Source organism: Candidatus Sodalis pierantonius str. SOPE (assembly GCF_000517405.1).
GTDB lineage: Bacteria > Pseudomonadota > Gammaproteobacteria > Enterobacterales > Enterobacteriaceae > Sodalis_C > Sodalis_C pierantonii.
This window is the reverse complement of record NZ_CP006568.1, coordinates 1,592,566-1,614,699: the sequence shown is the minus strand read 5'-3', so window position 1 is coordinate 1,614,699 and position 22,134 is coordinate 1,592,566. Positions and strand designations below refer to the sequence as shown.

General features: G+C 55.2%; 19 protein-coding genes, 1 tRNA gene and 5 pseudogenes. 13 read left to right on the top strand and 12 right to left on the bottom strand.

Annotation, left to right across the window (positions count from 1 at the left end):
* Positions 1 to 101 precede the first annotated feature (101 nt).
* Entirely contained in the window at positions 102 to 1,259 is a 1,158-nt protein-coding gene (locus SOPEG_RS08225) for an IS256 family transposase (protein WP_025244974.1), read from the top strand.
* Between the two features lie 41 nt (positions 1,260 to 1,300).
* Here the strand turns inward: SOPEG_RS08225 and SOPEG_RS08220 are convergent, their stop codons facing one another.
* The 6 genes and pseudogenes from SOPEG_RS08220 to SOPEG_RS08195 form a co-directional block, all read right to left on the bottom strand.
* On the bottom strand, positions 1,301 to 2,224 hold the full coding sequence (locus SOPEG_RS08220; RefSeq protein ID WP_025244973.1) for an IS5-like element ISSoEn1 family transposase: 924 nt from the start codon (positions 2,222 to 2,224) through the stop codon (positions 1,301 to 1,303).
* 233 nt (positions 2,225 to 2,457) lie between these two features.
* Positions 2,458 to 3,708 (bottom strand): annotated as a pseudogene (locus SOPEG_RS08215) (tyrosine-type recombinase/integrase).
* Between the two features lie 161 nt (positions 3,709 to 3,869).
* A tRNA-Asn gene (locus tag SOPEG_RS08210) sits at positions 3,870 to 3,945 on the bottom strand.
* 140 nt (positions 3,946 to 4,085) lie between these two features.
* Positions 4,086 to 5,420, bottom strand: a complete 1,335-nt coding sequence (locus SOPEG_RS08205) for an anaerobic C4-dicarboxylate transporter (RefSeq protein ID WP_025244972.1) — start codon at positions 5,418 to 5,420, stop codon at positions 4,086 to 4,088.
* 758 nt (positions 5,421 to 6,178) lie between these two features.
* Positions 6,179 to 6,625, bottom strand: a pseudogene (locus SOPEG_RS08200) (transposase); the annotation flags it as partial.
* Positions 6,626 to 6,697: 72 nt separating this feature from the next.
* Positions 6,698 to 7,519 (bottom strand): annotated as a pseudogene (locus SOPEG_RS08195) (ABC transporter transmembrane domain-containing protein); the annotation flags it as partial.
* A gap of 182 nt (positions 7,520 to 7,701) precedes the next feature.
* On the opposite strand from SOPEG_RS08195, the gene SOPEG_RS08190 reads away from it, so the two are divergent.
* The 10 genes and pseudogenes from SOPEG_RS08190 to SOPEG_RS08155 all read left to right on the top strand — a co-directional run bounded on the left by SOPEG_RS08190 (position 7,702) and on the right by SOPEG_RS08155 (position 15,103).
* Positions 7,702 to 8,157 carry a MarR family winged helix-turn-helix transcriptional regulator gene (locus SOPEG_RS08190; RefSeq protein WP_025244969.1) on the top strand — a complete coding sequence of 152 codons (456 nt, stop codon included), beginning with the start codon at positions 7,702 to 7,704 and terminating at the stop codon, positions 8,155 to 8,157.
* Positions 8,154 to 8,564 (top strand): HlyD family secretion protein, encoded by a 411-nt coding sequence (locus SOPEG_RS29335; protein WP_236851693.1) that lies wholly within the window; start codon positions 8,154 to 8,156, stop codon positions 8,562 to 8,564. Before SOPEG_RS08190 ends, SOPEG_RS29335 begins: the two co-directional genes overlap by 4 nt.
* Positions 8,565 to 8,699: 135 nt before the next feature.
* Positions 8,700 to 9,278, top strand: coding sequence for an HlyD family secretion protein (locus SOPEG_RS29330; RefSeq protein WP_236851691.1), 579 nt, complete (start codon positions 8,700 to 8,702; stop codon positions 9,276 to 9,278).
* A gap of 56 nt (positions 9,279 to 9,334) precedes the next feature.
* A complete protein-coding gene (locus SOPEG_RS29325; protein WP_236851688.1) occupies positions 9,335 to 9,490 on the top strand; it encodes a hypothetical protein in 156 nt (51 codons plus the stop codon).
* Positions 9,453 to 10,850 carry a DHA2 family efflux MFS transporter permease subunit gene (locus SOPEG_RS08180; RefSeq protein WP_236851685.1) on the top strand — a complete coding sequence of 466 codons (1,398 nt, stop codon included), beginning with the start codon at positions 9,453 to 9,455 and terminating at the stop codon, positions 10,848 to 10,850. The genes SOPEG_RS29325 and SOPEG_RS08180 overlap by 38 nt, the downstream gene beginning before the upstream one ends.
* Before the next feature lie 262 nt (positions 10,851 to 11,112).
* Positions 11,113 to 11,604 carry a TetR/AcrR family transcriptional regulator gene (locus tag SOPEG_RS08175; protein WP_236851683.1) on the top strand — a complete coding sequence of 164 codons (492 nt, stop codon included), beginning with the start codon at positions 11,113 to 11,115 and terminating at the stop codon, positions 11,602 to 11,604.
* A 93-nt stretch (positions 11,605 to 11,697) separates the two neighbouring features.
* Positions 11,698 to 13,249: pseudogene (gene istA / locus SOPEG_RS24350) on the top strand (IS21-like element ISSoEn3 family transposase).
* A gap of 11 nt (positions 13,250 to 13,260) precedes the next feature.
* Positions 13,261 to 14,010: pseudogene (gene istB, locus SOPEG_RS08160) on the top strand (IS21-like element ISSoEn3 family helper ATPase IstB).
* 108 nt (positions 14,011 to 14,118) lie between these two features.
* The gene (locus SOPEG_RS24345) at positions 14,119 to 14,283 is read left to right on the top strand and encodes a TetR family transcriptional regulator C-terminal domain-containing protein (RefSeq protein WP_081742954.1); all 165 of its coding nucleotides are present in this window, start codon (positions 14,119 to 14,121) and stop codon (positions 14,281 to 14,283) included.
* A 49-nt stretch (positions 14,284 to 14,332) separates the two neighbouring features.
* The gene (locus tag SOPEG_RS08155; RefSeq protein ID WP_025244967.1) at positions 14,333 to 15,103 is read left to right on the top strand and encodes an alcohol dehydrogenase catalytic domain-containing protein; all 771 of its coding nucleotides are present in this window, start codon (positions 14,333 to 14,335) and stop codon (positions 15,101 to 15,103) included.
* Between the two features lie 100 nt (positions 15,104 to 15,203).
* On the opposite strand, the gene SOPEG_RS08150 is transcribed toward SOPEG_RS08155, so the two are convergent.
* Complete coding sequence (locus tag SOPEG_RS08150) at positions 15,204 to 16,412, bottom strand: IS256-like element ISSoEn2 family transposase (protein ID WP_025244966.1); 1,209 nt, start codon at positions 16,410 to 16,412, stop codon at positions 15,204 to 15,206.
* 403 nt (positions 16,413 to 16,815) lie between these two features.
* Between SOPEG_RS08150 and SOPEG_RS29320 the strand changes: the two genes are divergently transcribed.
* Positions 16,816 to 17,511, top strand: coding sequence for an alcohol dehydrogenase catalytic domain-containing protein (locus SOPEG_RS29320; protein WP_236851681.1), 696 nt, complete (start codon positions 16,816 to 16,818; stop codon positions 17,509 to 17,511).
* Positions 17,512 to 17,648: 137 nt separating this feature from the next.
* Positions 17,649 to 17,936 carry an MDR/zinc-dependent alcohol dehydrogenase-like family protein gene (locus SOPEG_RS29315; protein WP_236851679.1) on the top strand — a complete coding sequence of 96 codons (288 nt, stop codon included), beginning with the start codon at positions 17,649 to 17,651 and terminating at the stop codon, positions 17,934 to 17,936.
* A gap of 21 nt (positions 17,937 to 17,957) precedes the next feature.
* Here the strand turns inward: SOPEG_RS29315 and SOPEG_RS22670 are convergent, their stop codons facing one another.
* From SOPEG_RS22670 to SOPEG_RS08130, 5 genes are all read right to left on the bottom strand, one after another.
* Positions 17,958 to 18,656 carry a diguanylate cyclase gene (locus SOPEG_RS22670; protein WP_148297026.1) on the bottom strand — a complete coding sequence of 233 codons (699 nt, stop codon included), beginning with the start codon at positions 18,654 to 18,656 and terminating at the stop codon, positions 17,958 to 17,960.
* A gap of 14 nt (positions 18,657 to 18,670) precedes the next feature.
* The gene (locus tag SOPEG_RS22665) at positions 18,671 to 19,036 is read right to left on the bottom strand and encodes a PDC sensor domain-containing protein (RefSeq protein ID WP_051419542.1); all 366 of its coding nucleotides are present in this window, start codon (positions 19,034 to 19,036) and stop codon (positions 18,671 to 18,673) included.
* 7 nt (positions 19,037 to 19,043) lie between these two features.
* Positions 19,044 to 19,634, bottom strand: coding sequence for a PDC sensor domain-containing protein (locus SOPEG_RS22660; protein ID WP_051419541.1), 591 nt, complete (start codon positions 19,632 to 19,634; stop codon positions 19,044 to 19,046).
* A 61-nt stretch (positions 19,635 to 19,695) separates the two neighbouring features.
* The gene (locus SOPEG_RS08135; RefSeq protein ID WP_158382351.1) at positions 19,696 to 20,148 is read right to left on the bottom strand and encodes a FidL-like protein; all 453 of its coding nucleotides are present in this window, start codon (positions 20,146 to 20,148) and stop codon (positions 19,696 to 19,698) included.
* 11 nt (positions 20,149 to 20,159) lie between these two features.
* Entirely contained in the window at positions 20,160 to 20,972 is an 813-nt protein-coding gene (locus SOPEG_RS08130) for a winged helix-turn-helix domain-containing protein (RefSeq protein ID WP_025244964.1), read from the bottom strand.
* Positions 20,973 to 22,134: the final 1,162 nt, after the last annotated feature.

Genomic DNA, 22,134 nt, shown 5'->3' with positions numbered 1-22,134 from the left:
TCGGAAAATATCGGAATAACTGATCGGATGAGCCTGTTTAGAAATTTGTGTATTTGCCTGATTTTGATATGTTCAATCCAACATCAAAAACAGGTTAATTTATGGACGAAAAACAGTTGCAGGCTCTGGCTAACGAACTGGCCAAAAATCTCAAAACCCCTGAAGATCTCAGTCACTTCGATCAGCTGCTGAAAAAAATCAGCGTCGAAGCAGCTCTCAATGCCGAAATGACCCATCACCTCGGCTACGATAAAAATCAGCCTAAACCGGGGACCAACGCCCGCAACGGCTATTCCACAAAAACCGTTACCACTGGCGATGGCCCGCTGGCGCTGCGTACTCCGCGCGATCGTGACGGTTCCTTTGAACCGCAACTGGTGAAGAAGAACCAGACCCGAATTACCGGGATGGATAACCAGATTTTATCGTTGTACGCCAAAGGGATGACCACCCGCGAGATCGCCGCCGCGTTCAAAGAGCTGTATGACGCCGATATCTCGCCGGCGCTGGTCTCAAAGGTCACCGATGCGATCATGGAGCAGGTTGTCGAATGGCAAAACCGGCCTCTGGATGCAGTCTATCCCATTGTTTATCTTGACTGTATCGTTCTAAAAGTCCGGCAGGACAGCCGCATCATCAACAAATCTGTGTTCCTGGCGCTGGGCATCAACATCGAAGGCCAGAAAGAGTTGCTAGGTATGTGGCTGGCCGAAAATGAAGGCGCAAAGTTCTGGCTGAACGTGCTGACAGAGCTGAAAAACCGCGGCCTGAACGATATCCTTATCGCCTGCGTAGGCGGGCTGAAAGGTTTCCCTGACGCTATTAACGCGGTGTATCCGGAGGCGCGGCTCCAGCTGTGTATCGTGCATATGGTGCGCAACAGCCTGCGGTTCGTCTCCTGGAAGGACTACAAGGCCGTCACCCGCGACCTGAAAGCTATCTATCAGGCCCCTACGGAAGAAGCCGGCTTGCAGGCGCTGGAAGCGTTCTCCAGTGCCTGGGACATCCGCTACCCGAAAATAAGTCGAAGCTGGCAGGCAAACTGGGCCAATCTGGCCACGTTCTTTGCCTACCCAACGGACATCCGCAAGGTGATCTACACGACCAACGCCATCGAGTCGTTAAACAACGTGATCCGGCATGCCATCAAAAAGCGCAAGGTGTTCCCGACCGACGACGCAGTGAAAAAGGTGGTGTGGCTGGCGATACAGGCGGCCTCACAGAAATGGACAATGCCTTTGAGGCGCTTTGTTGAATAAATCCGAAATGTGTGACGACTTCCTCCCTATCAGGGCGATTGTTACATGATGCGGACGCTGTTTGGCATTCCTAACAGTGTGATCCGGTTAAGTGCTTTAACCATTGCCATTGCCTCACCTACCTGCGCGTCATAGTCATGCAGACTCAGATGACCACCCAGAAGTGTTTTAAACCGGAACATGGCCGTTTCAGCCAGTGAACGCCGGTGATAACCTACTTTCTTTTTCCAGGTATCGTTATTGCCGCTCAGATGCTGATTTGCCACCGCATGGTTACGCTCATGGTATCGAGCTAGCCAATATTGCGCACCACTTCGCGGTGGGATAAGCGGCTTTATTTTTTTCCTCAGCAGAGCATCATGACAGTAACGCGTATCGTAAGCACTGTCAGCCGACGCTTCCCTGATTTTCCGGTGGGTTTGGTTAATCAGCCCGGGCAGCGCCTGCGCATCTGTCGTACCGCTTAGCGATAAATCGGCACAGATAATTTCATGTGTCGCGCTATCTACTGCCAGATGAAGCTTGCGCCATACTCTGCGCCTCTCAGCCCCATGCTGCCTGACTTTCCATTCGCCTTCGCCGAAGACTTTCAGGCCGGTGCCATCGATGACCAGGTGTGAGATTTCGCCGCGGGTTGGCGTTTTTATGCTGATGTCGACGGTTTTTGCTCGCCGGCTAACCAGAGAGTAATCTGGGCAGCGCAGCGACAGCCCCATCAGTTTAAAAATCGAGTCAACGAAACCCTGTAACGCCCGGAGCGAAAGGTTAAACACGCGCTTTATCATCAGAACCGTGGTAATGGCCATATCGGTGTAGTGAAGCGGCCGGCCACGATGTTCAGGTGGTGTACTCTCAGTCCATGCAGCAATGGCTGACTCATCAAGCCATACTGTCAGGTCCCCCCGCTGCCTGAGCGCATTGTTGTATGCGGGCCAGTTGGTGATTTTAAACTTTTGCTTTGCCATGGGGACCTGATGTTGAAACGAATGTAGTGATCAGAGCCGCCAGTCACCTAAAAGTTCGATTTATTCAACAAAGCCCCTTTGAGGGACTGGCGCATGGCAATGAGCCGCTTTATTATCGAGTTCGGTGACCGCCTGGACGGTCACTTCTGAGAAAAGGCATTTACACAGAATCCGGTACGGGCTCGTTTGATTTGCTACAACAGATAGTTCATGAACTAGTCTGGTGGAATGCTTTATTCTCTGATAAGAATATATGGCGGAACGTAGGCTTCACGGCACATATCCAGATAATCGGACCACCACTGCATCATCGCCTTGCGGACTTCCAGATGTTCTGCCTTGTGAATATAAGCCATGCGCACGGTATTGCTCTCCTGATGACTCATCTGGCGTTCTACTGCGTCCTTTGCCCATAAACCCGATTCCATCAGCGCACTGCATGCCATCGCCCGAAAGCCGTGGCCACAGATATCCTTTTTCGTGTCGTAGCCCATCACCCGCAGTGCCTTATTGACCGTGTTTTCACACATTGGCTTATACGGGTTATGGTCGCCGGGGAAGACCAGTTCATTATTACCGGTGATATCTTTAATCTGTTTCAGAATGGCGATGGCCTGTTCTGAGAGGGGGACGATATGCGGCATTCGCATTTTGGCCCCGCGCCCGGAATAACGCACGCCAATAATGGGTTCTCGCGTCGCGGGTATCGTCCAGACTCTGTTCGTGAAATCAATCTCTGACCAGCGGGCGAAACGCAGTTCACTGAAACGAATGAACACATGCAGCATCAGCAGGACGGCAAGCTGGGTAAGTTCGCGGCCCTGATGATACCCTTCAATGCGTTCGAGCAGCTTAGGTAGCCGCTCAAGCGGCAGAGCGGGATAGTGCCGTCTGACGGGAGGTGTCGTTACGCCGCCAAGGTTTGCTGCCGGGTTCGTATCGATTAACCCCTGATGGACCGCATGGCGCATTATGTTACTCAGGTGCTGCCGCGGGCGGGACGCAACTTCCAACAGACCTTTTTCCTCGATCCCTTTCAGCAGATCAATGAAATGACGGGGTTTAAGTTCTGATACAGGCAGGTTCCCGATGACCGGAAAGATGTGATTGTTCAGGCTGGCAAGCAGACGGTCAGCGGTGTTCTGCGACCATTTCCTGTTACTTTTATGCCACGCCAGCGCCACGTTTTTAAACACTTTCTCCGGTGCCCGTGAGCCACGTTCAGCAGCGCGTTGCTGTGCGGGGTTGATGTTCAGCGCCAGCATCTTGCGGATACCTTCTCGCTACTGTCGCGCATCTGAGAATGTGATGGCAGGATATGCACCCAGCGCAATGCGGGATTCTTTACCGTTAATACGGTACTTGAGATACCAGTGACGGGAGCCGCCCGGCTTTACCAGCAGATACAGACCGTGGGAATCGGAAAATTTAAAGGGTTTAGCAGAAGGCTTGAGAGTACGGATTTTCGCGTCGGTAAGAGACATATGGGGGTCACTCTATTATCGAACTAACCTGACCCCAGATTTGACCACCAATTTTTCCCGATGCGGAGGATAAAATCATAATGCAACGGGAAGAGTTTTTACGCTAACTTATTGAATCCACATCAGATAAGGATTCGTGAAGATGCATGAAAACATAAATTTGGCTCCTCTGACTGGACTCGAACCAGTGACATACGGATTAACAGTCCGCCGTTCTACCGACTGAACTACAGAGGAATCGCGAAGTGGTTGGCATGATAACGGGGGGCTCGAACGTTGTCAAAGGGGGAGATGGCGAAAATTGGCCGATCGCTCAGAGATTGCCCATCTCCGGTCACAACCGGCCGTGCAGCGGCTGCCGTTGTCGGGCGCCGCGGCTACATCAGCCCGTAGGCGTGGGCCAGCAGCCAGCCGACGCAGCAGGATACGCCAACGCCAATCAGTCCGACGGGCAAAAAGCTGTGGTTAATCACCCAACGGCCAATGCGTGTCGTGCCGGCGCGGTCGAACTGGACGGCGGCCAAATCGCTGGGGTAGGTGGGCAAAATGTAATAGCCATAACAGGTGGGGGCCGTGGCGGCGATAAGCGCCGGCGGCACGCCGACCGCCAGGGCAATGGGGACCACCGCCGCCAGGGCCGCAGCCTGGGAGTTGACGAATTGCGATAACAGCAGCAGCGCCAGCGCATAGGTCCAGGGATGGTCGGAGACCACGCCGGCCAGCGCGGCTTCGATCTGCAACAAATGATGGCTGAATAGCGTATCCGCCATCCAGGCGACTCCATACACGGCGACGATGGCCACCATGCCGGAACGAAATACATCATTTTTGGTAATGGCGGCGAGGGCGGTGTCGGTAAACAGCACGATGAATGCCCCGCCGCACAGCATGCACATCTGTATCATCAGCACCATCGAGAGCGGCACGCCGTTGCCGTGCGGGCGCAGGGCGGGGAATGCCCCCAGCAGCGCTATCACCAGGATGGTGGCGATAAAAATGCCCATCGCCAGCCAGCTGCTGCGCGGCAGAGTGCTGTTCAGGAGCGTCGGTGCGGTGCCGTAGACGTAGTCGTGATTGTCCTTGGTATTGATAAAGGCGAGAAAGTCGTCGTCATCCCTCAAATCCTTGCCGCGAAAGCCGCTAAATAACGCGATAGCCAGGATGCCGCACAGCGTGGCGGGAATGGTGAGCGAAAGCAGCGTGATGAAATCTATCGCCGCGCTGCCGGACAAGGCCAGCATTGCCGCCAGCGAGACGGTGGCGACCGAGACCGGGCTGGCAATGATGCCCATTTGCGAGCCGATGGAGCTGGCGGCCAGCGGACGTTCCGGGCGGATATTATTTTTTATCGCCACGTCGTAGATGATGGGCAACAGGGTATACACCACGTGGCCGGTGCCGCAGAGCATGGTCAGCAGACAGGTGACCAGCGGCGCGACCAGCGAGATATATTTGGGATTGCGGCGCAGCAGCTTTTCCGCCAGTTGTAGCAGGACATCCAGTCCGCCGGAGGCCTGTAGAGTGGCCGAAGCGGCCACGACCGCGATGATAACCAACATCACATCCACCGGCGGCTGACCCGGTTGCAGGTCAAATATCCAGACGAGCGTCAGCATACCGCAACCGCCTGCAAGTCCCAGACCGATACCACCTTTGCGCGCGCCAAATAATAGGCAAACGACAACAACGGTGAGCTGAATAATAAATTCTATGGTTCCCTCGTTTTATATTTTAATAATCAATGACGCAGATTTCTGTCATTAACATGGTGGTTTAAAGTAAAAAAATCGTTGCTTAGGATCGACTTTTTGGGGCGCGGAATGGGAATTTCTATATTTTTATTGAAGGGGTTGCATTAATTCATTCCCGCGTAGCCGCGGGGGATTTTAGCGAATTGCTTTGCGACCGGTAAAAATAAATCTCGGCCTATAACCGCGCAGCAGTAGTTAACCAAAAATAACGCACGGCGTTAAATTAAGTAAAAATAGTATGGCTAACCCACACCCTATAAATAACAGCCTGCGGACAAACACCGGTGGAGGTGGGGACGGGCGGTAGCAAACTTAACGGCAAAGGGGAATAAGTGGCGGCACGAGTAAAGACATGGCGGGGCAGGCGGCAGCGTAAGTAGCGGCAAGGAGGAAAAAGGGGCGGCACGAGTAAGGGCTTGAAGTGCCAGGTGGCACACGTCAGTGTCAGACCGGGAAAGGGTGACGCCGGGGTGGTGAATTGCGCCGGCGCAAGAAGGGACGGGCCACCGCGGGTCACGGCGCCCGTCCGCCCTTAGCCGTCAGGCGGTGCCGAATTGCGTCTGGTGCAGCCGGGCATATGTGCCCTGGCGCTGCAACAATTCGTGATGGCTGCCTTGCTCCTGAATACCGTCATTGTCGACGATTATGATGCGGTCGGCGTTGCGGATGGTGGCCAGCCGGTGGGCGATCACAAGCGTGGTTCTGCCCGCGGAAAGCACGGTCAACGCCTGCTGGATCGCCTGCTCGGTGGAGGTGTCCAGCGCCGGCGAGACATCGGCGTCATACAGCTCTTTGAACGCGGCGGCGATCTCGCGGGTGGTCATCCCTTTGGCGTACAACGATAAAATCTGGTTATCCATCCCGGTAATCCGGGTCTGGTTCTTCTTCACCAGTTGCGGTTCAAAGGAACCGTCACGATCGCGCGGAGTACGCAGTGCCAGCGGGCCATCGCCAGTGGTAACGGTTTTTGTGGAATAGCCGTTGCGGGCGTTGGTCCCCGGTTTAGGCTGATTTTTATCGTAGCCGAGGTGATGGGTCATTTCGGCATTGAGAGCTGCTTCGACGCTGATTTTTTTCAGCAGCCGATCGAAGTGACTGAGATCTTCAGGGGTTTTGAGATTTTTGGCCAGTTCGTTAGCCAGAGCCTGCAACTGTTTTTCGTCCATAAATTAACCTGTTTTTGATGTTGGATTGAACATATCAAAATCAGGCAAATACACAAATTTCTAAACAGGCTCGACGAAACCGCCGTAGCTCAGCTCGCCGTCGGCCACATACCAGGTGCCGGCGACCATGACGATAAGCTGCACCAGCCGGGTGCTGAGATAGCTTAAGGTCAGGTTGGCGGTCATGATGCGGTAAGCGTGCAGTTTGGTGGTGCGGTAATTCGCGTTATCCTGGGCGAACAGCTTTTCTTCCTGACGCTCGTTGGCGAACGCCTTTACCACCCGAATCCCGCCGATGCTCTCTTCGATGCGCGCGTTGAAATTGCCGACTTGCCCAAATAACCGCCGCCAGGTTTCGGTCATTTGCGCGCCGTGGCGGCTGACCAGCCAGGTCATCGACGGCACGATGATAATCGTCAACAGCGCCAACGGCATATGCACGGTGGCCATCAGTAAAAAGGCGCCGATAAAGGTCATTAAGGCAATAAAGATATCTTCAGGACCGTGATGGGCGATTTCACCCACTTCCTCCAGATCTTTGGTGACGTGGGTAATAATGTGGCCGGTCTTGGTATTGTCGTAATAGGAAAAGGACAGCTTTTGCAGGTGATTAAACGCCTCGCGGCTCATATCCGTCTCAATGCCGACGCCCAGCGCATGCCCCCAGTAATTCACTATCGCCATCAGTCCCGTGTTAATGAGATAGATTAACAGCAGGCCAACGGCCGCCGCGATAATCAATGTCCAATTCTGGGCCGGAAGCAGTTTATCAATAAATGTCTTAACCTCCATGGGAAACCCCAGCTCCAGCAGGCCGCCTAAAATGGCGCAGCCGAAATTCAGGTAAAACAGTTTTTTATACGGGGCGTAATAGCTAAAAAAGCGGCGAAACATTGCTACAATCTCATGATGACGTAATAGATTGATATCATGCTTAGTAATTGTCGTTTTAGCAAACGGAAATGCCTATTAATCGCACTTGCGGCGCGCAGAATACCCGTAAAATTTACAGTATTTGGGGAGTATTTTTTTATTTATTAATATCATGATTATAATTGGATATGAATTGAAATGCCATGGCTTCTTCCACCTCCCACTCGCGCCGGCGCTTTGCCGGTCTCATCGCGCAGACCGCGCGACACTGGCGCCGTCTGATTGACCGTCAATTGCAACCCTATGGCCTCACCGAAGCAACCTGGGTGCCGCTGCTGCATATCTCGCGCGCCGCCGCGCCGATGCGCCAGAAAGAGCTGGCGGAATCTATCGCGCTGGATGCGTCATCGGTGGTGTGCCTGTTGGATAACCTGCAGGCGCAGGGGTTTATTGAAAGGCGCGAGGGCAGCGATCGGCGGGCCAAGGAGATCCATTTAGCGGCGCGCGGTCTGGAGCGGGTCGAGCAGGTGGAGGGGATCTCCCGCCAGGTGCGGGACAGTGTGCTGGTCACGTTGCCTGAAGAGGACATCGAGCGGGTCAACCACGTATTGGAACAGGTCCTGGCGGCACTGGATACTTTAAGCAAGGACACCTTATGAATCTGCTGCGCGGAAGGCGTTTCGGCGGCTTCCAACGGTTGGACCGCCGGCGGCAGTGGCTAATGATGGCGGCGCTGGTGGTGGTTATCCTTCTGGTGGCATGGCTTATCCACTACTTAAGCTGGCGTTTCGGCCATGTAGCGGAGAATGACGCCCAAATCAAAGGCGAAGTGATAACCCTGGCCAGCCGGGTGGACGGGTGGCTGGTCTCGCGCCCGGTCATGGACGGCGATAGGATCGTCAAAGGTCAGATCCTGGCCCGTATCGACGACCGCGACGCGCGGCGGCGGCTGGCGGCCGTGGAGGGGAGTCAGGCCGCCGCCCGGGCTCAGGTGAGCTACATTGAGGCACAGCGGGATACCGCCGACAAAACTACCCAGGTGCAAATGCAACAGGCGCAGGCGTAGCTCGGCGCGGCACAAAGCGCGCTGGCGTCCGCCGGCCATCAACTGGCGCTGGCGCAAACCAACTTTCAGCGCGACGACAGCCTGGTAAAAGGTGGCGGGACGTCGCGAAAGACCTGGGATGAATCGCGCACGCTTTTGCTGCAGCGTCAGGACGAACAGCGCGAGGCCCAGGCGCAACAGGTCGCCAGTCAGGCCGCTTATGCCAATACCTTGGCGCCGCGCGGTCAACTCCAGGTGCTGGATCGTCAGGCCGATATGCAGCGTCAGCAGGTCAAGGCGCTGCAGGCGCAGGCCGATCAACTGAAGCAGGAAATCGCCGATCGCACGCTGCGCTCGCCGGTGGACGGGGTCGTCGACCGGACGCTGGGGGACGTGGGAGATTATATCCAAGCGGGCCAGTGGGTGATGATGGTACACGATCCGCACAATGTCTGGGTTGAGGCCAACGTTAAAGAAACCGCGCTCGGTGAGGTCGCCGTGGGTCAGCCGGTAACGATCGGCGTTGATGCCTATCCCGGCCGCGATTGGCATGGGCATGTCCTGCGGGTGGGCGATGCCGCCACCAACCAATTCGCGCTGTTGCCCAGCCCTAACCCCTCCGGTAATTTTACCAAAATTACCCAGCGGGTGCCGGTGCGCATCGCGCTGGATAACAACGACCCGCGCCTGCGTCCAGGGCTCATGGTGGAGGTCGCGATTAATGTCGCCCATTGAGCGCCAGGCCGAACGCTTTGGCCCGGCCTACCGCTGGCTGGCCACCGGCACCCGTCATGCTGGGCACCATCGCCACTGCCACCATCGTCAATGTAGCGATGCGCGATATCATGGGCGCGTTCGGGTTGGGGGCAAGAGCAGGTGTAGTGGCTTTCGACGGCGTTTCTGGCCGCCATGACCGCCACCATGCTGATGACCGCCTGGGCGCTTGAGCGATTCGGCTATCGCCGTACCTTTGTATGTGCCATGGGTGTATTTATCGTCGGCAGTCTGTTGGGGTTTGCCAGCGGCAGCGGCGCCAAGGTGATTTTGGCGCGGGTTCTACAGGGGAGCGCGTCGGGCATCGTCCAGCCGCTGGCGATGGTGGTGATGTCGCAGATTTTTCCCCCGTCCCAGCGCGGCAGGGCGATGGGCATTTATGGCGTCGAAATTGTGCTGGTGCCGGCGCTGGGCCCAACGGTCGGCGGTTTGCTGGTCGATCAGTACGATTGGCGCGATGTTTTCCTGGTGGTGGTGCCGTTTTGCCTGGCCGGCATGGCGGTGGCGCTGTTCATCATGCCGACGCGGGACGAGGACAGCAAGGCGGTGCCGCGCCGTTTCGACGTCACGGGGTTTTTATTGCTGGTTTGCGCGTTGACGACATGGCTGACGGGGTTATCAAACGGCCAACGCGAAGGGTGGAATGCCTTTTTTATCCTGGCGCTGTTCACGCTGGCGCTGTTGTCGGTGGCCGGTTTTATTCTCTGGGAGCTGGTGACGCCGCATCCGCTGCTGAGCCTGCAGGTCTTCAGCAATCTCGGCTTTTCCGCGGGCTGCGTGGTGGCGTTCGCTCTCGGTGCCGGCATTTATGGGTCGACCTATATTATTCCGCTGTTTGTGCAAACGGTGCAGGGCTTCACGCCTACCCGTTCCGGGTTATTGCTGATGCCGGCGGGCCTGGTGCTGGGCCTGGTGTTTCCTATCGCCGGCCAACTGAGCGATAAACTGCCGCCGCATATCCACGTAATGAGCGGACTGGTGTTGTTCGGCCTGTCGTGTTGGCTTTCCGGCGGGGCGGACGTGGACACGCCTTTCTGGACGATGGCCTGGTGGGTAATGCTGGGCCGCATCGGTCTTGGCGTAATGCTGCCGGCTCTGAACGCTGGCGCGCTGCGGGCGCTGCCGCCGGAAAAACTGGCGCAGGGGTCAGGGAGTTTGAATTTCGTGCGGCAGCTCGGGGGCGTTTGGCGTCAACGTGTTGTCGGTGGTGGTCGACAGGCACACCACGTTCCACGGCGATGCGCTGACCACCGCCAATGCCGCCGGCATGGAAGCCATCAGCCGGCTGGGGCTGCTGATGTCCCATTGGGGCAATCCGTTCGGTTACCCGCTGCGGGCCGGTATTCATACCGGCGCGCTGGCCTGGCTGGAAGCATGCTGGTGCCCAAGGCGCAGATGATGGCTTATCAGGATGGGTTTTATCTCGTTGCACTGTTCTTCTTCGCTGCGCTCGCGCCTGCTTGGCTGATGCGCATCAAGCGGCCGCGACCGGCAATGGAGCGCAAGACAAACCCACTACCGCCGGCGCAATAACTTCCGGTCTGTCGCGGTGACGCGCAAAAAACGGACCGCTACCGCCACTACCTCGCCAACGACCGCGATGGCGCAAAAGGCGAGCGGAGCATCGCCGGCTTATCTGGCCTCGCGGCGTTAGGCGCCTATCACACCTTTGGGGCACTTCGGTCGCTCATCTGACGTACTCAGGTGACGTCCGCTTGATTTAACTAGACGATCAGTCTATATTCTAGCGATGCAATCGACCCTACCTTCCGCGCGACGCGGCCGGCCACGTAAAGTGGCGGCCGCCGACCCAGATACCCGTCAGGCGCTGATTCTCGCCGGCATCGCTATGCTGACTGAGCAGGGATTCACCGCCTCGGGCATTGACGGCATTCTCAAGGCGGCTGGCGTACCCAAAGGCTCCTTTTACTATTATTTCCCCAGCAAAGCGGCGTTCGGCCAGGCGATCGTCGCCGGATACGGCGACTATTTCGCCGCCCGGTTGGCACGCTGTCTCACGCAGTCAGATTTGACGCCGCTGGCCCGGTTGCAGGTTTTTATCGAGCAATCGGCCGCAGGCATGGCGAAATATGATTTCCGGCGCGGTTGTCTGGTGGGCAACCTCGGGCAGGAAATCGCGGTCCTGCCGGCCGGTTACCGCCAGCAATTAAGCGCCATCTTGCACGGTTGGCAGCGGCAGGTCGCCGATTGCCTGCGGTTGGCGCAGGCGGCGGGTGCTGGTTCCGGTCACATCCGATCACTGATTCCGATTTCACCCGATCACTGATTCCGGTCGCCCGATCAGCGATTCCGATGCTGTCCGATCGCTCATCTTCTGTTCCGCCATACTCTGGAGACTTTTAGCTTCCGAGGGCATGGCATGGCACGTAAAAAGAAGAAAGCGAGAACGGAAATGTGCATCTATATTAATGTCTTACGTATGAAATTCGAGCAGCGTCGCTCGAATCGCACTATCGCAGCAGCGCTCGGCATAGGCTGTACTACCGTGCACGATATCCTCGGCCGATTCACGGTAGCTAACCTGGTCTGGCCATTGCCGGCGGAACTGTCCCCCGTCGACCTCGACCGCCTGCTCTATCCCGGCAAATCCAGAAAAGTTATCAATACCTTACCCAGCTGGCTTGATATCGATACCGAGTTAAGCCGCAAGGGCATGACCAAGCAGCTGCTCTGGATGGAATATCAGTCCGCCGTGGGCGGTGATGCCCTCGGTTACTCACAGTTTTGTGCACTGTTCCGTGACTGGAAAAAGAAGCAGCGGCGTTCCATGCGCATGAAGCACAAGGCTGGCGAAAAGCTCTTCATCGACTTCTGTGGCCCCACCGTACCTATCGTCAACCCTGCGACCGGTAGCGTACGCCAGGTCGCTATCTTCGTCGCTGCCATGGGCGTGTCAGGCTATGCGTATATCGAAGCCTACGAAGGCCAGGACATGGCATCGTGGCTCAACGCCAATAGCCGCTGCCTGCACTTCATGGGTGGGGTTCCGGAGCTGATGATACCTGATAATCTGCGCAGCGCTGTCAGCACCCCTGACCGCTATGAGCCGGTCATAAACCAAAGCTACCAGGCGCTGGCAAATCACTATGAGACAGTGGTGCTACCGGCGCGCCCGAGAAAACCGAAAGACAAGGCGAAGGCAGAATCAACTGTGCAGCTGGTAGAACGCTGGGTTTTGGCCCGGTTGCGTAAACGTAGGTTCTACTCGCTGGCCGAACTCAACCAGGTGATACGAGAACTCCAATCATGAGTTGAATCTGCGCCCGATGCGTCATTACGGCGGACAAAGTCGCCTTGAACGCTTCGAGCAGCTGGACAAACCGGCTCTTGGGCCTCTACCGCCCACACAATGGGAATACAGTGAGTATCTCGTTGCCCGAGTGGGACCTGATTACCACATAGACTACGGCAAAAACTGGTACTCGGTGCCGCATCCGCTGGTTGGCGAGCGCGTTGACGTCATAGCCACCCAACGGCTGGTGCAAATCCACCATAAGGGCGTCTGCGTGGCTACGCACCCTCGCAGCGATAACGCCTATAGGCACACGACTCAGGCGGCGCACATGCCGGCTAACCATAAGGGGCAGAGTCAGTGGACGCCGGAAAGGCTGTGCAGTTGGGCGCTGTCGGTGGGTGTGTGCACACTGAAAGTGGTCGAGTCCATCCAAAAGAGCAAAGCCCATCCGGAGCAGGCTTACCGCTCCGTGCTGGGGCTACTCAATCTGCAACGGCGCTATGAGACGACGCGACTGGAGAAGGCCTGCGCGCTGGCGTTGGAGAAAGGGTGCATTAACCGCTCTTTCATAGCCAACGTATTGAAACACGGTCGTGAAAGTGAGGTCACCCAGGACGGAGCCGGCGTATCAATGCTGGTTCACGAAAACCTCCGAGGTCCGGACAGTTATCACTAAGGAGAATAAATATGGATACACTGTTAATGGCTCTGCGAGAGCTGAAGTTGTCGGCAATGGTCCAGGCGTTGGAGACGCAACGCGAACTCCCGGGGAGTTATGGGGAGCTGGGGTTCGAGGAGCGGTTGTCGCTGATGGTAGAAGCGGAAAATTTGCATAGAAAAAACAACCGCATATGCCGTCTGCGACGGCAATCGCAAATGCGCTTGTAGGCAAAACCGGAAGATATCCATTATATCCCTAGCCGAGGAGTGACACCGGAACAGATGCGAGATCTGCTAGGGGGACAATATCTGAAATATCAGAAAAGCATACTCATCACGGGGCCGACAGGTACGGGCAAAACCTGGCTCAGTTGTGCGCTTGGTGAGCAGGCATGCCGGCAGCAATATAGCGTGCGTTACTGGCGAGTGGGTCGGTTGCTGGCCCATCTTCACCAGTGTCAGGTAGACGGGACCTATCTAAAACAGCTTAAGCAGTTAGAAAAAATAGAGTTACTGATCTTGGACGACGTGGGCCTAGAATCAATAAGTCCGATGCAGGCAACGATGCTGTTGGAGGTGATGGAAGATCGCTACGACAAAAGCAGCAGCATCCTGATCAGTCAACTGCCGGTGAAAAAATGGTATGGACTGATAGAAAACCCCACGACAGCTGACGCGTTACTCGATCGGTTAGTACACCCCAGCTATAGACTGGAACTTAAAGGCGAATCACTACGCAAAGAGCAAGGAGTAGTCAGCACAGGAAAAATAGACTAAACCCTAGTCAGAAGATGAGCGAACACGTGATCGAATATCACTGGAATGGGTGATCGGAAAATATCGGAATAACTGATCGGATGTCGCCGGAACAGCTGATCGGATACGTTGGAATCTGCAGCGGGGGAGGTTCATTCCCAGGCGGATTGTGCGGCGCTGGCGGAATTTTTCTGGATCGGCTGGGAAGGGGCGGTCATGTGCGCCCGGCTGGCGGGCAATCGCCAGCCTCTCGATCGTTTCGCCCAAGGGTTTCTGGCCGGTTTGCCGCGCTGAATTTCAAGGCGTTGCGTCAGGCGACGTCGCCCATGTTCAAGGAGCATCCATGTTTAACGCCATCGTGATTGAAAAAGACGACGCGGGCTACCGCGCCGGACTGACCCCCCTTGAGGAAGCGCAATTACCGCCGGGGGATGTGCTGGTGCGGGTGGATTACTTCACCCTGAATTATAAAGACGGCCTGGCCATTACCGGACAAGGGTCGGTGGTGCGCCAATTCCCGATGGTGCCCGGCATAGATTTGGCCGGTACGGTGGAGCACAGTCGCCATGCGGGGTTTCGCGTCGGCGATCGGGTATTGCTGAACGGCTGGGGAGTCGGCGAAAAGCACTGGGGCGGACTGGCGCAAAAAGCCCGCGTGAACGGCGACTGGCTGATTCCGCTGCCGGAAGGGCTAGATGCGCGGGCGGCCATGGCGGTCGGCACGGTGGGCTATACCGCCATGTTGTCGGTATTGGCGCTACAGCGCCACGGTATCACGCCGGACAGCGGTAAGGTGCTGGTCACGGGCGCCAATGTTTGTGCCGGATTACGCTATCAGGGCGTCGTGACGGCCTGCGGTCTGGCGCAAGGTATGGATTTTCCCGCCAGCGTGGCACCCTTCATTCTGCGCGGCATTACCCTGGTAGGTATCGACAGCGTCATGCGCTCCGAGGCTGACCGCCGTGAGGCGTGGCAACGCATCGCCGAAGTTGTCGATACACCGCTATTAGATCAGATAAGCCGGGAAATTGGGCTGTCGGAGGTCATAGACACCGCCCAGGCGCTAATGGCGGGTAAGGTTCGTGGCCGTATCGTGGTCAATACCCAGCGCTAAACGGGCCTGCGCGGCGCCAAATAGACACCCGACCGACGTTATCGCTCAGTCGGGTGAGCCACGGCGGAGCCCGTACCGGATTCTGTGTAAATGCCTTTTCTCAGAAGTGACCGTCCAGGCGGTCACCGAACTCGATAATAAAGCGACTCATTGCCATGCGCCAGTCCCTCAAAGACATTGTCCATTTCTGTGAGGCCGCCTGTATCGCCAGCCACACCACCTTTTTCACTGCGTCGTCGGTTGGGAACACCTTGCGCTTTTTGATGGCATGCCGGATCACGCTGTTTAACGACTCGATGGCGTTGGTCGTGTAGATTACCTTGCGGATGTCCGTTGGGTAGACAAAGAACGTGGCCAGATTGGCCCAGTTTGCCTGCCAGCTTCGACTTATTTGCGGGTAGCGGATGTCCCAGGCACTGGAGAACGCTTCCAGCGCTTGCAAGCCGGCTTCTTCCGTAGGGGCCTGATAGATAGCTTTCAGGTCGCGGGTAACGGCCTTGTAGTCCTTCCAGGAGACGAACCGCAGGCTGTTGCGCACCATATGCACGATACACAGCTGGAGCCGCGCCTCCGGATACACCGCGTTAATAGCGTCAGGGAAACCTTTCAGCCCGTCTACGCAGGCGATAAGGATATCGTTCAGGCCGCGGTTTTTCAGCTCTGTCAGCACGTTCAGCCAGAACTTTGCGCCTTCATTTTCGGCCAGCCACATACCTAGCAACTCTTTCTGGCCTTCGATGTTGATGCCCAGCGCCAGGAACACAGATTTGTTGATGATGCGGCTGTCCTGCCGGACTTTTAGAACGATACAGTCAAGATAAACAATGGGATAGACTGCATCCAGAGGCCGGTTTTGCCATTCGACAACCTGCTCCATGACCGCATCGGTGACCTTTGAGACCAGCGCCGGCGAGACATCGACGTCATACAGCTCTTTGAATGCGGCGGCGATCTCGCGGGTGGTCATCCCTTTGGCGTACAACGATAAAATCTGGTTATCCATCCCGGTAATCCGGGTCTGGTTCTTCTTCACCAGTTGCGGTTCAAAGGAACCGTCACGATCGCGCGGAGTACGCAGCGCCAGCGGGCCATCGCCAGTGGTAACGGTTTTTGTGGAATAGCCGTTGCGGGCGTTGGTCCCCGGTTTAGGCTGATTTTTATCGTAGCCGAGGTGATGGGTCATTTCGGCATTGAGAGCTGCTTCGACGCTGATTTTTTTCAGCAGCCGATCGAAGTGACTGAGATCTTCAGGGGTTTTGAGATTTTTGGCCAGTTCGTTAGCCAGAGCCTGCAACTGTTTTTCGTCCATAAATTAACCTGTTTTTGATGTTGGATTGAACATATCAAAATCAGGAAAATACACAAATTTCTAAACAGGCTCCCACGGCGATTTACCGATTGAGCCGGTTTCTCTCGCCATTGTGATATCCCGGCCGGTAAAGTGAACTTTTCGACTACGCCATCAAACAGAATACTTCGACAACGTCATCAAAGTGAATCTTGCCGAGAAAACCGTCGAAAAAAAGCTCTGCTAGTTGCTATACAGGTGACGTTGTCACTTTATAGATACCGCGAATATGAAGCGGCGATTATACCCCGTAAAGCATTAATAAATGTTAATGATGGGGAAAAAAACGGGATTTTACACTACACCTTATAACTCGACTCAGCAACCGGGACGCGCAGCGTCTACGATAATCGGAGGAGTAATAATGAAAGCAGTCGTTTACAACGGGCCGCGTGATGTGGCGGTGAAAACGGTACCGGATGTGCGGATTGTGAAACCGACCAACGTGCTGGTTAAGATTAGCACCACTAATATTTGCGGCTCAGATTTACATATGTACGAAGGGCGGACCCGCTTTGAGCCAGGCCGGATTTTCGGCCACGAAAATCTGGGACAGGTAATCGAGATTGGCAACGCGGTGGAGCGGGTGAAGGTGGGGGATCTGGTCTGTTTGCCGTTTAACATAGGCTATTGTTTTTGCGAGAATTGCGAGCGGGGCCTGACGGGTTTTTGTCTCACCGCAAATCCCGGCGCCGCCTATGACTTTGCCGAGATGGGGCCCTGGGATGGCGGCCAGGCGGAATTGCTCCGCGTTCCCTATGCGGATTTCAACTGCCTCGTTCTGCCGGAGGATGCCGCCGAGAAAGAGGATGACTATGTCATGCTATCCGACATTTTCCCGACCGGTTGGCACGCCACCGAGCTGGCAGGTTTGCGACCCGGCGATAGCGTCGCTATTTACGGCGCCGGCCCGGTTGGGCTGATGGCGGCACACGCGGCGGTCATCAAAGGCGCATCACAGGTGCTGGATAACCCATCCCGACAGGCTGGCGCTGGCCGAAAAACTTGGCGCCACGGCCGTGAACGCGGTGGGGGATGCCGCGGTGCAAAAGATCCTTGATCTGACCGACGGCCAGGGTACCGACTGCGGCTGTGAATGTGTCGGCTATCAATGCTGCAATAAACATGGGCATGAAGATAATGCCGCAACGATGAACAGCTTGGTCGCCTTCACGCGGCGCCACCGGCGGTATTGGCGTGGTAGGCGTTTTTGTGCCGCAGGATCCCGGCGCCGCCAGCGAGCTGGCGCAGGCCGGCAAGATGCCGTTCGATTTCGGTAGTTTCTGGTTTAAAGGCCAGCAGATCCGCACCGGCCAGGCCAATGTGAAGGCCTATAACCGCCAATTGGCGCGGCTTATCCATCAAGGCAAAGCCAATCCCGCGGCGATTATCTCCCATAGGCTGAAATTGGCGGAGGCGCCGGCGGCTTACGGCCATTTTGACGAGCGCGCTGCCGGCTGGACCAAAGTGATCCTTAAGCACTGACGCCGAGGTACCGCGCTACCGTCAGGCGAGGCAAATACGGTTGCGTCCCTCGCGTTTGGCCTGATAAAGCGCGGTATCAGCCCGACTCACCATCCTGGAAGGGGATTCATCGCCGCTCGCCGGCTGTCCCACATACACACCGATGCTCGGGATGAGGCTACCGGTGGGGCTGGCCTGGTGCGTAATTGCCAGCCCGGTTATCGCCTCATACACCCGCTGTGCGACTTCCCGCGCGCCCGCCACGTCGGTTTGCGGCAGCAGGATAATGAATTCCTCGCCGCCGTAGCGCGCAACCCGGTCCCGGTGCCGCAGTGAAAGCGCTTTCAGCGCCTCGTCGATCCGTTTTAGGCAATTGTCGTCGGCGACGTGTTCGTAGAGATCGTTATATTGTTTGAAAAAGTCGATATCCAGCAAAATAATGCCTAGCGAATCGTGGCTTAGCACCGCACGATTGAACTCGTCGGTCAGGGCCAGATCGAAATGGCGACGGTTATACAGGCCGGTGAGTCCGTCGCGACGCGCCAAATGTTCCAGAGACCGGTTGAGCTTGCGCAGCTCGCGCTGAGCGTGGCGCAATTCTTCTTCCACCCGCATGCGGCGGCGAATTTGACGAATAAACGAAATCGCCAACAGGCTGAGCAGCGCCAGAAAAATCCCCACCAGAATCAAATGACTTATTGCATCCTGACGCCAGTCCACCAGCGCCTGATCCAGCGACATACCGGTGGTGATCGCTACGGGAAACTGCTGCAAATGAGTGAAGCTGTAGATTTTTTGCGCATCCTGGCCATTGAGGGCGTCCTGACCCCTGAAGCCTGCTGGCCAATATGCTTTTGATAAAGCGGCGTTGCAGAAATCGAGCTGCCGATCGCCCGTTCGTTGTAAGGATGACGATAGAGTACGGTGCCATTGTTGAGCATCATCATCAAGGTGGAATCATCGTCTATCACGAAACGGGCGTAGAAATGGCGGAAATAGTCAATGACGACGCTTTCTAACAGTACGCCGGCGAAACTACCGTCGGGGCGATTAATGCGTAGCGAGACCGGTAAAATGAGCTCGCCGGTAAGCCGGCTGCGAATCACTTTGCCGATATGCAAATTAGCGTCATTGTGATCGCGGTGGTAGCGATAATAATCGCGATCGGCGAAATCGGTATTGGCCGGTAATGCGTTGTCGGAGGTGGCAACCATAATGCCCCGCGGCGTCATAGAGAAAAATGCCGCGTACCTGCGGCAGGGCGCGCATTTTGGCGGTGAAAAGCGGGTGTAATTGCCCCTGCTGTGCGGCAGCCAAACCGTCCTGAGCGATACGTTGGGCCAAATCGGTTAACAGGATCTCGGCCTGCATGAAAGTATCATTGGCATGCTGAGAAAGCGCCTGGGTCAAATTGAGAATATTGGTTTGGGATCGCGACAGCGCAAGCTGATAGGTATGGTAAAGATGCCAGCCGGTCAGCGAGACGAGCACCACGGCCAGAAACAGCGCGGAGGCGGCTACCTGAAGAATCAGCGAAAAACGAGGCGGCCCATCCAGCGAATCGGTATCGTCGTTGCGACGCCCGCGGCCAAAAAAATGTGTAAGTTTTAACATATGACCCGCGCGCAGCTCCCCGGCGAATTTGAAATACTTTCCCTCCCTCATGCAAGTATTTATGGCATTTCGCCGTTCGTCAAAATTATCGCTGTTGATATTCATAGGCGATGACAAACGCGCGCAGGGGAAGCAGGCGCTTGTCTGCGTTGCGCGGGTGACGCCCTCAGGTGGCGGTGCAGATAAAATACGGTGAATACAGCATATTCAGCAGCAATACGTTCTTATCGATCCTTTTCATCTGCGGTAAAAACGACGAACCGAGGGGCATCAGAATCTGGTCAGCGAGCCTTTTCGGCGTGTTGTCGAAGGTCGAAATATTTTCCTTGGTGATGATAATCTCATAGAGATCTTTGTCATTTTTGAGCTGATAGCTGAAATGCTTGATGCGCTGGAGTTCATAAGTTTTATCGTTGGCGCTAAAAGTCCCATTAAGAATGTAAAAACCTTCCGAGGCGTTGGTAAAATACATGCGAACATCCACCACATAGCTGTAGGTGCCGGGAAAAGTATTGGCTTTCATCACCATCAACCCTGAGCAGTTGAAGCCTGATAGCGATTGCTTATGCTGGTGCAGATAAAAAAGAAAGCCCGCGATGAAGCACATCACCACAATCACGATGAGCCTTTTCATGCCTCACTCCAATTGTAAAAGAAGAAATTTAAACAATTGGAAATCTGGCCATCCTCATCTTTACGACACTTGGCCATGAAAGTGCGGACATTGATATTATCCTGGATAAGCGGATCGGGGATGAGCGTTTTAGAAAAAATGATGATGTAATTGTTTTTGCATTTTTCCACATTCCCTTTCATAGCTTCGGCGATTCGTAAACGGTAGTCCTCTTTTTCCAGGCCGGGAATGGGGTGGAAAGTATAAACTTTGCAGGTATTGATCTGGCTGAAGAAGTATAGTTTCTGATTATCATCATCTTCAGAATAAATATACGCCATGACAACAGTCAGCAGCGTGACAATCACCATTAAAAAGGTCAGCGCACCATTGATATTTTTCCGCCCGCCGGTAAGCATGACGGGATGCGCTATTTCCACCGGGAATTCATTCACCGCGGGAATGCATGTCGCCTGGGTGATATCGTCTTCCAGCGTGCTTATCACCAGCTGATCATTTAATTTCAACCCGCGCTTGGGAATTGTGACTACCGCTGAGGCATCCAGCCCTAATGAGGTTAATCCCTTACGTATTAAACTAACCTGTTGATTTAAATTGCCATTAGACGGCTGTAGACCGTGGGCGCTCCAGACGCTGGCAAAGAGGTGCTCCCGGGTCACCGGTTCGCCGGTCCCGCGATACTGAATAAGCTCCTCCAATACCCGGCCGGCGGAATTGGACAGTTTTACTGATGTATCGGCATCATCCACCAGCGTGAGAAGGTATTCGGTGGTATCAAACGCCACGGTTGAATTGATAATATATTTCATGGGCTACTCCATATTGACCTGCCTCTGGTCAATATTCATACCAGACATTTTTGTTTATAGATGTACCTGTTAAAGAGAAGACCCTGCCTTTTCTGCGCATAATATCGTGAAGAGAATTCTAACGTTATGAAGGCCGCAAATTGGATAATTATCATATTTTCAGGATTATATCCTTGCTAACTCTTAAAAAGAGATTTTTTGTTTTAAAAATAGCAAAAAAGTTTTAAAATCTAAAAAAACTAACAAAGCCAGCACAAAAAACCTTAACTAGTCTGCGACCGCCTCTCATAAGTGACAAAAATAGAGAGTAATCCTTCAGGCTGCGAAATAATGAGGCGATTTAACCCTAATTTTAGCACTACATAGGCAAATTGATGCTGTGCCGAAAATTGCATAATCTCATTGTTTCAGATGCTATAAGGTTACTCAATCAGGTAAATAACGGATGCCGCATTCATCGCGCGGTGTAAGCGTTATCAAGCAGACGCCAGATGACCTTAAATTGTCTATGGTTAATTCTCTTCGCTTTCCAGAACAGCCAAAGGGAAATAGGGGCGGCGAGGGCGTAGGCGCGGAAAATTTATGGCGGGCTAAAGCGTGCCGCCGATAGCGATGGCATAAGCGTGTAACCCTTCCCACCGGCAGGCAGCGCCGTTTCGTGTGTAAGCCGCTGTTGCCCTCGCGCCGGCGCCTGCCGCCCTCGCCGCTTTGCACCGTTAAGGACACGTCGTCCGAGCGCCGTTGCAAGCCGGGGGAAGAAGGCACCGCCGCACCGCGGTCCAGCGGGATGTTGTCGTGGAGCGGCCTGGGTCGGACGCTACGCGCGATAGAACCTGGGCTCGTTACCGGGCCGTCGCCAGGGGAGGGTAAGGGCGTCTGCCTGCGCGGTGCGGGTGTAAGCGGCGAACGCAGCGAGCCGCGTTCGCTCATCCTGCTCGGCCTTGCCGCAGCGTGGCTGAGGGGATCCACTGGAGATAGGGAGTTAGCGTAGTCAATAGTCCTGTTAGCTGGCTTTTAGTAGGCCAAGCGCGCCGCTGGCGTTTATCCCTCGTCACGACGCAATATGCCAATTGACTTGACGCCGTCATGGAGCTTTTTTTGCCTGCCGAAAGATCATTTTCGTTTTTAACGGGTTAAAGACATTACGCCAAGTCGCAACGTC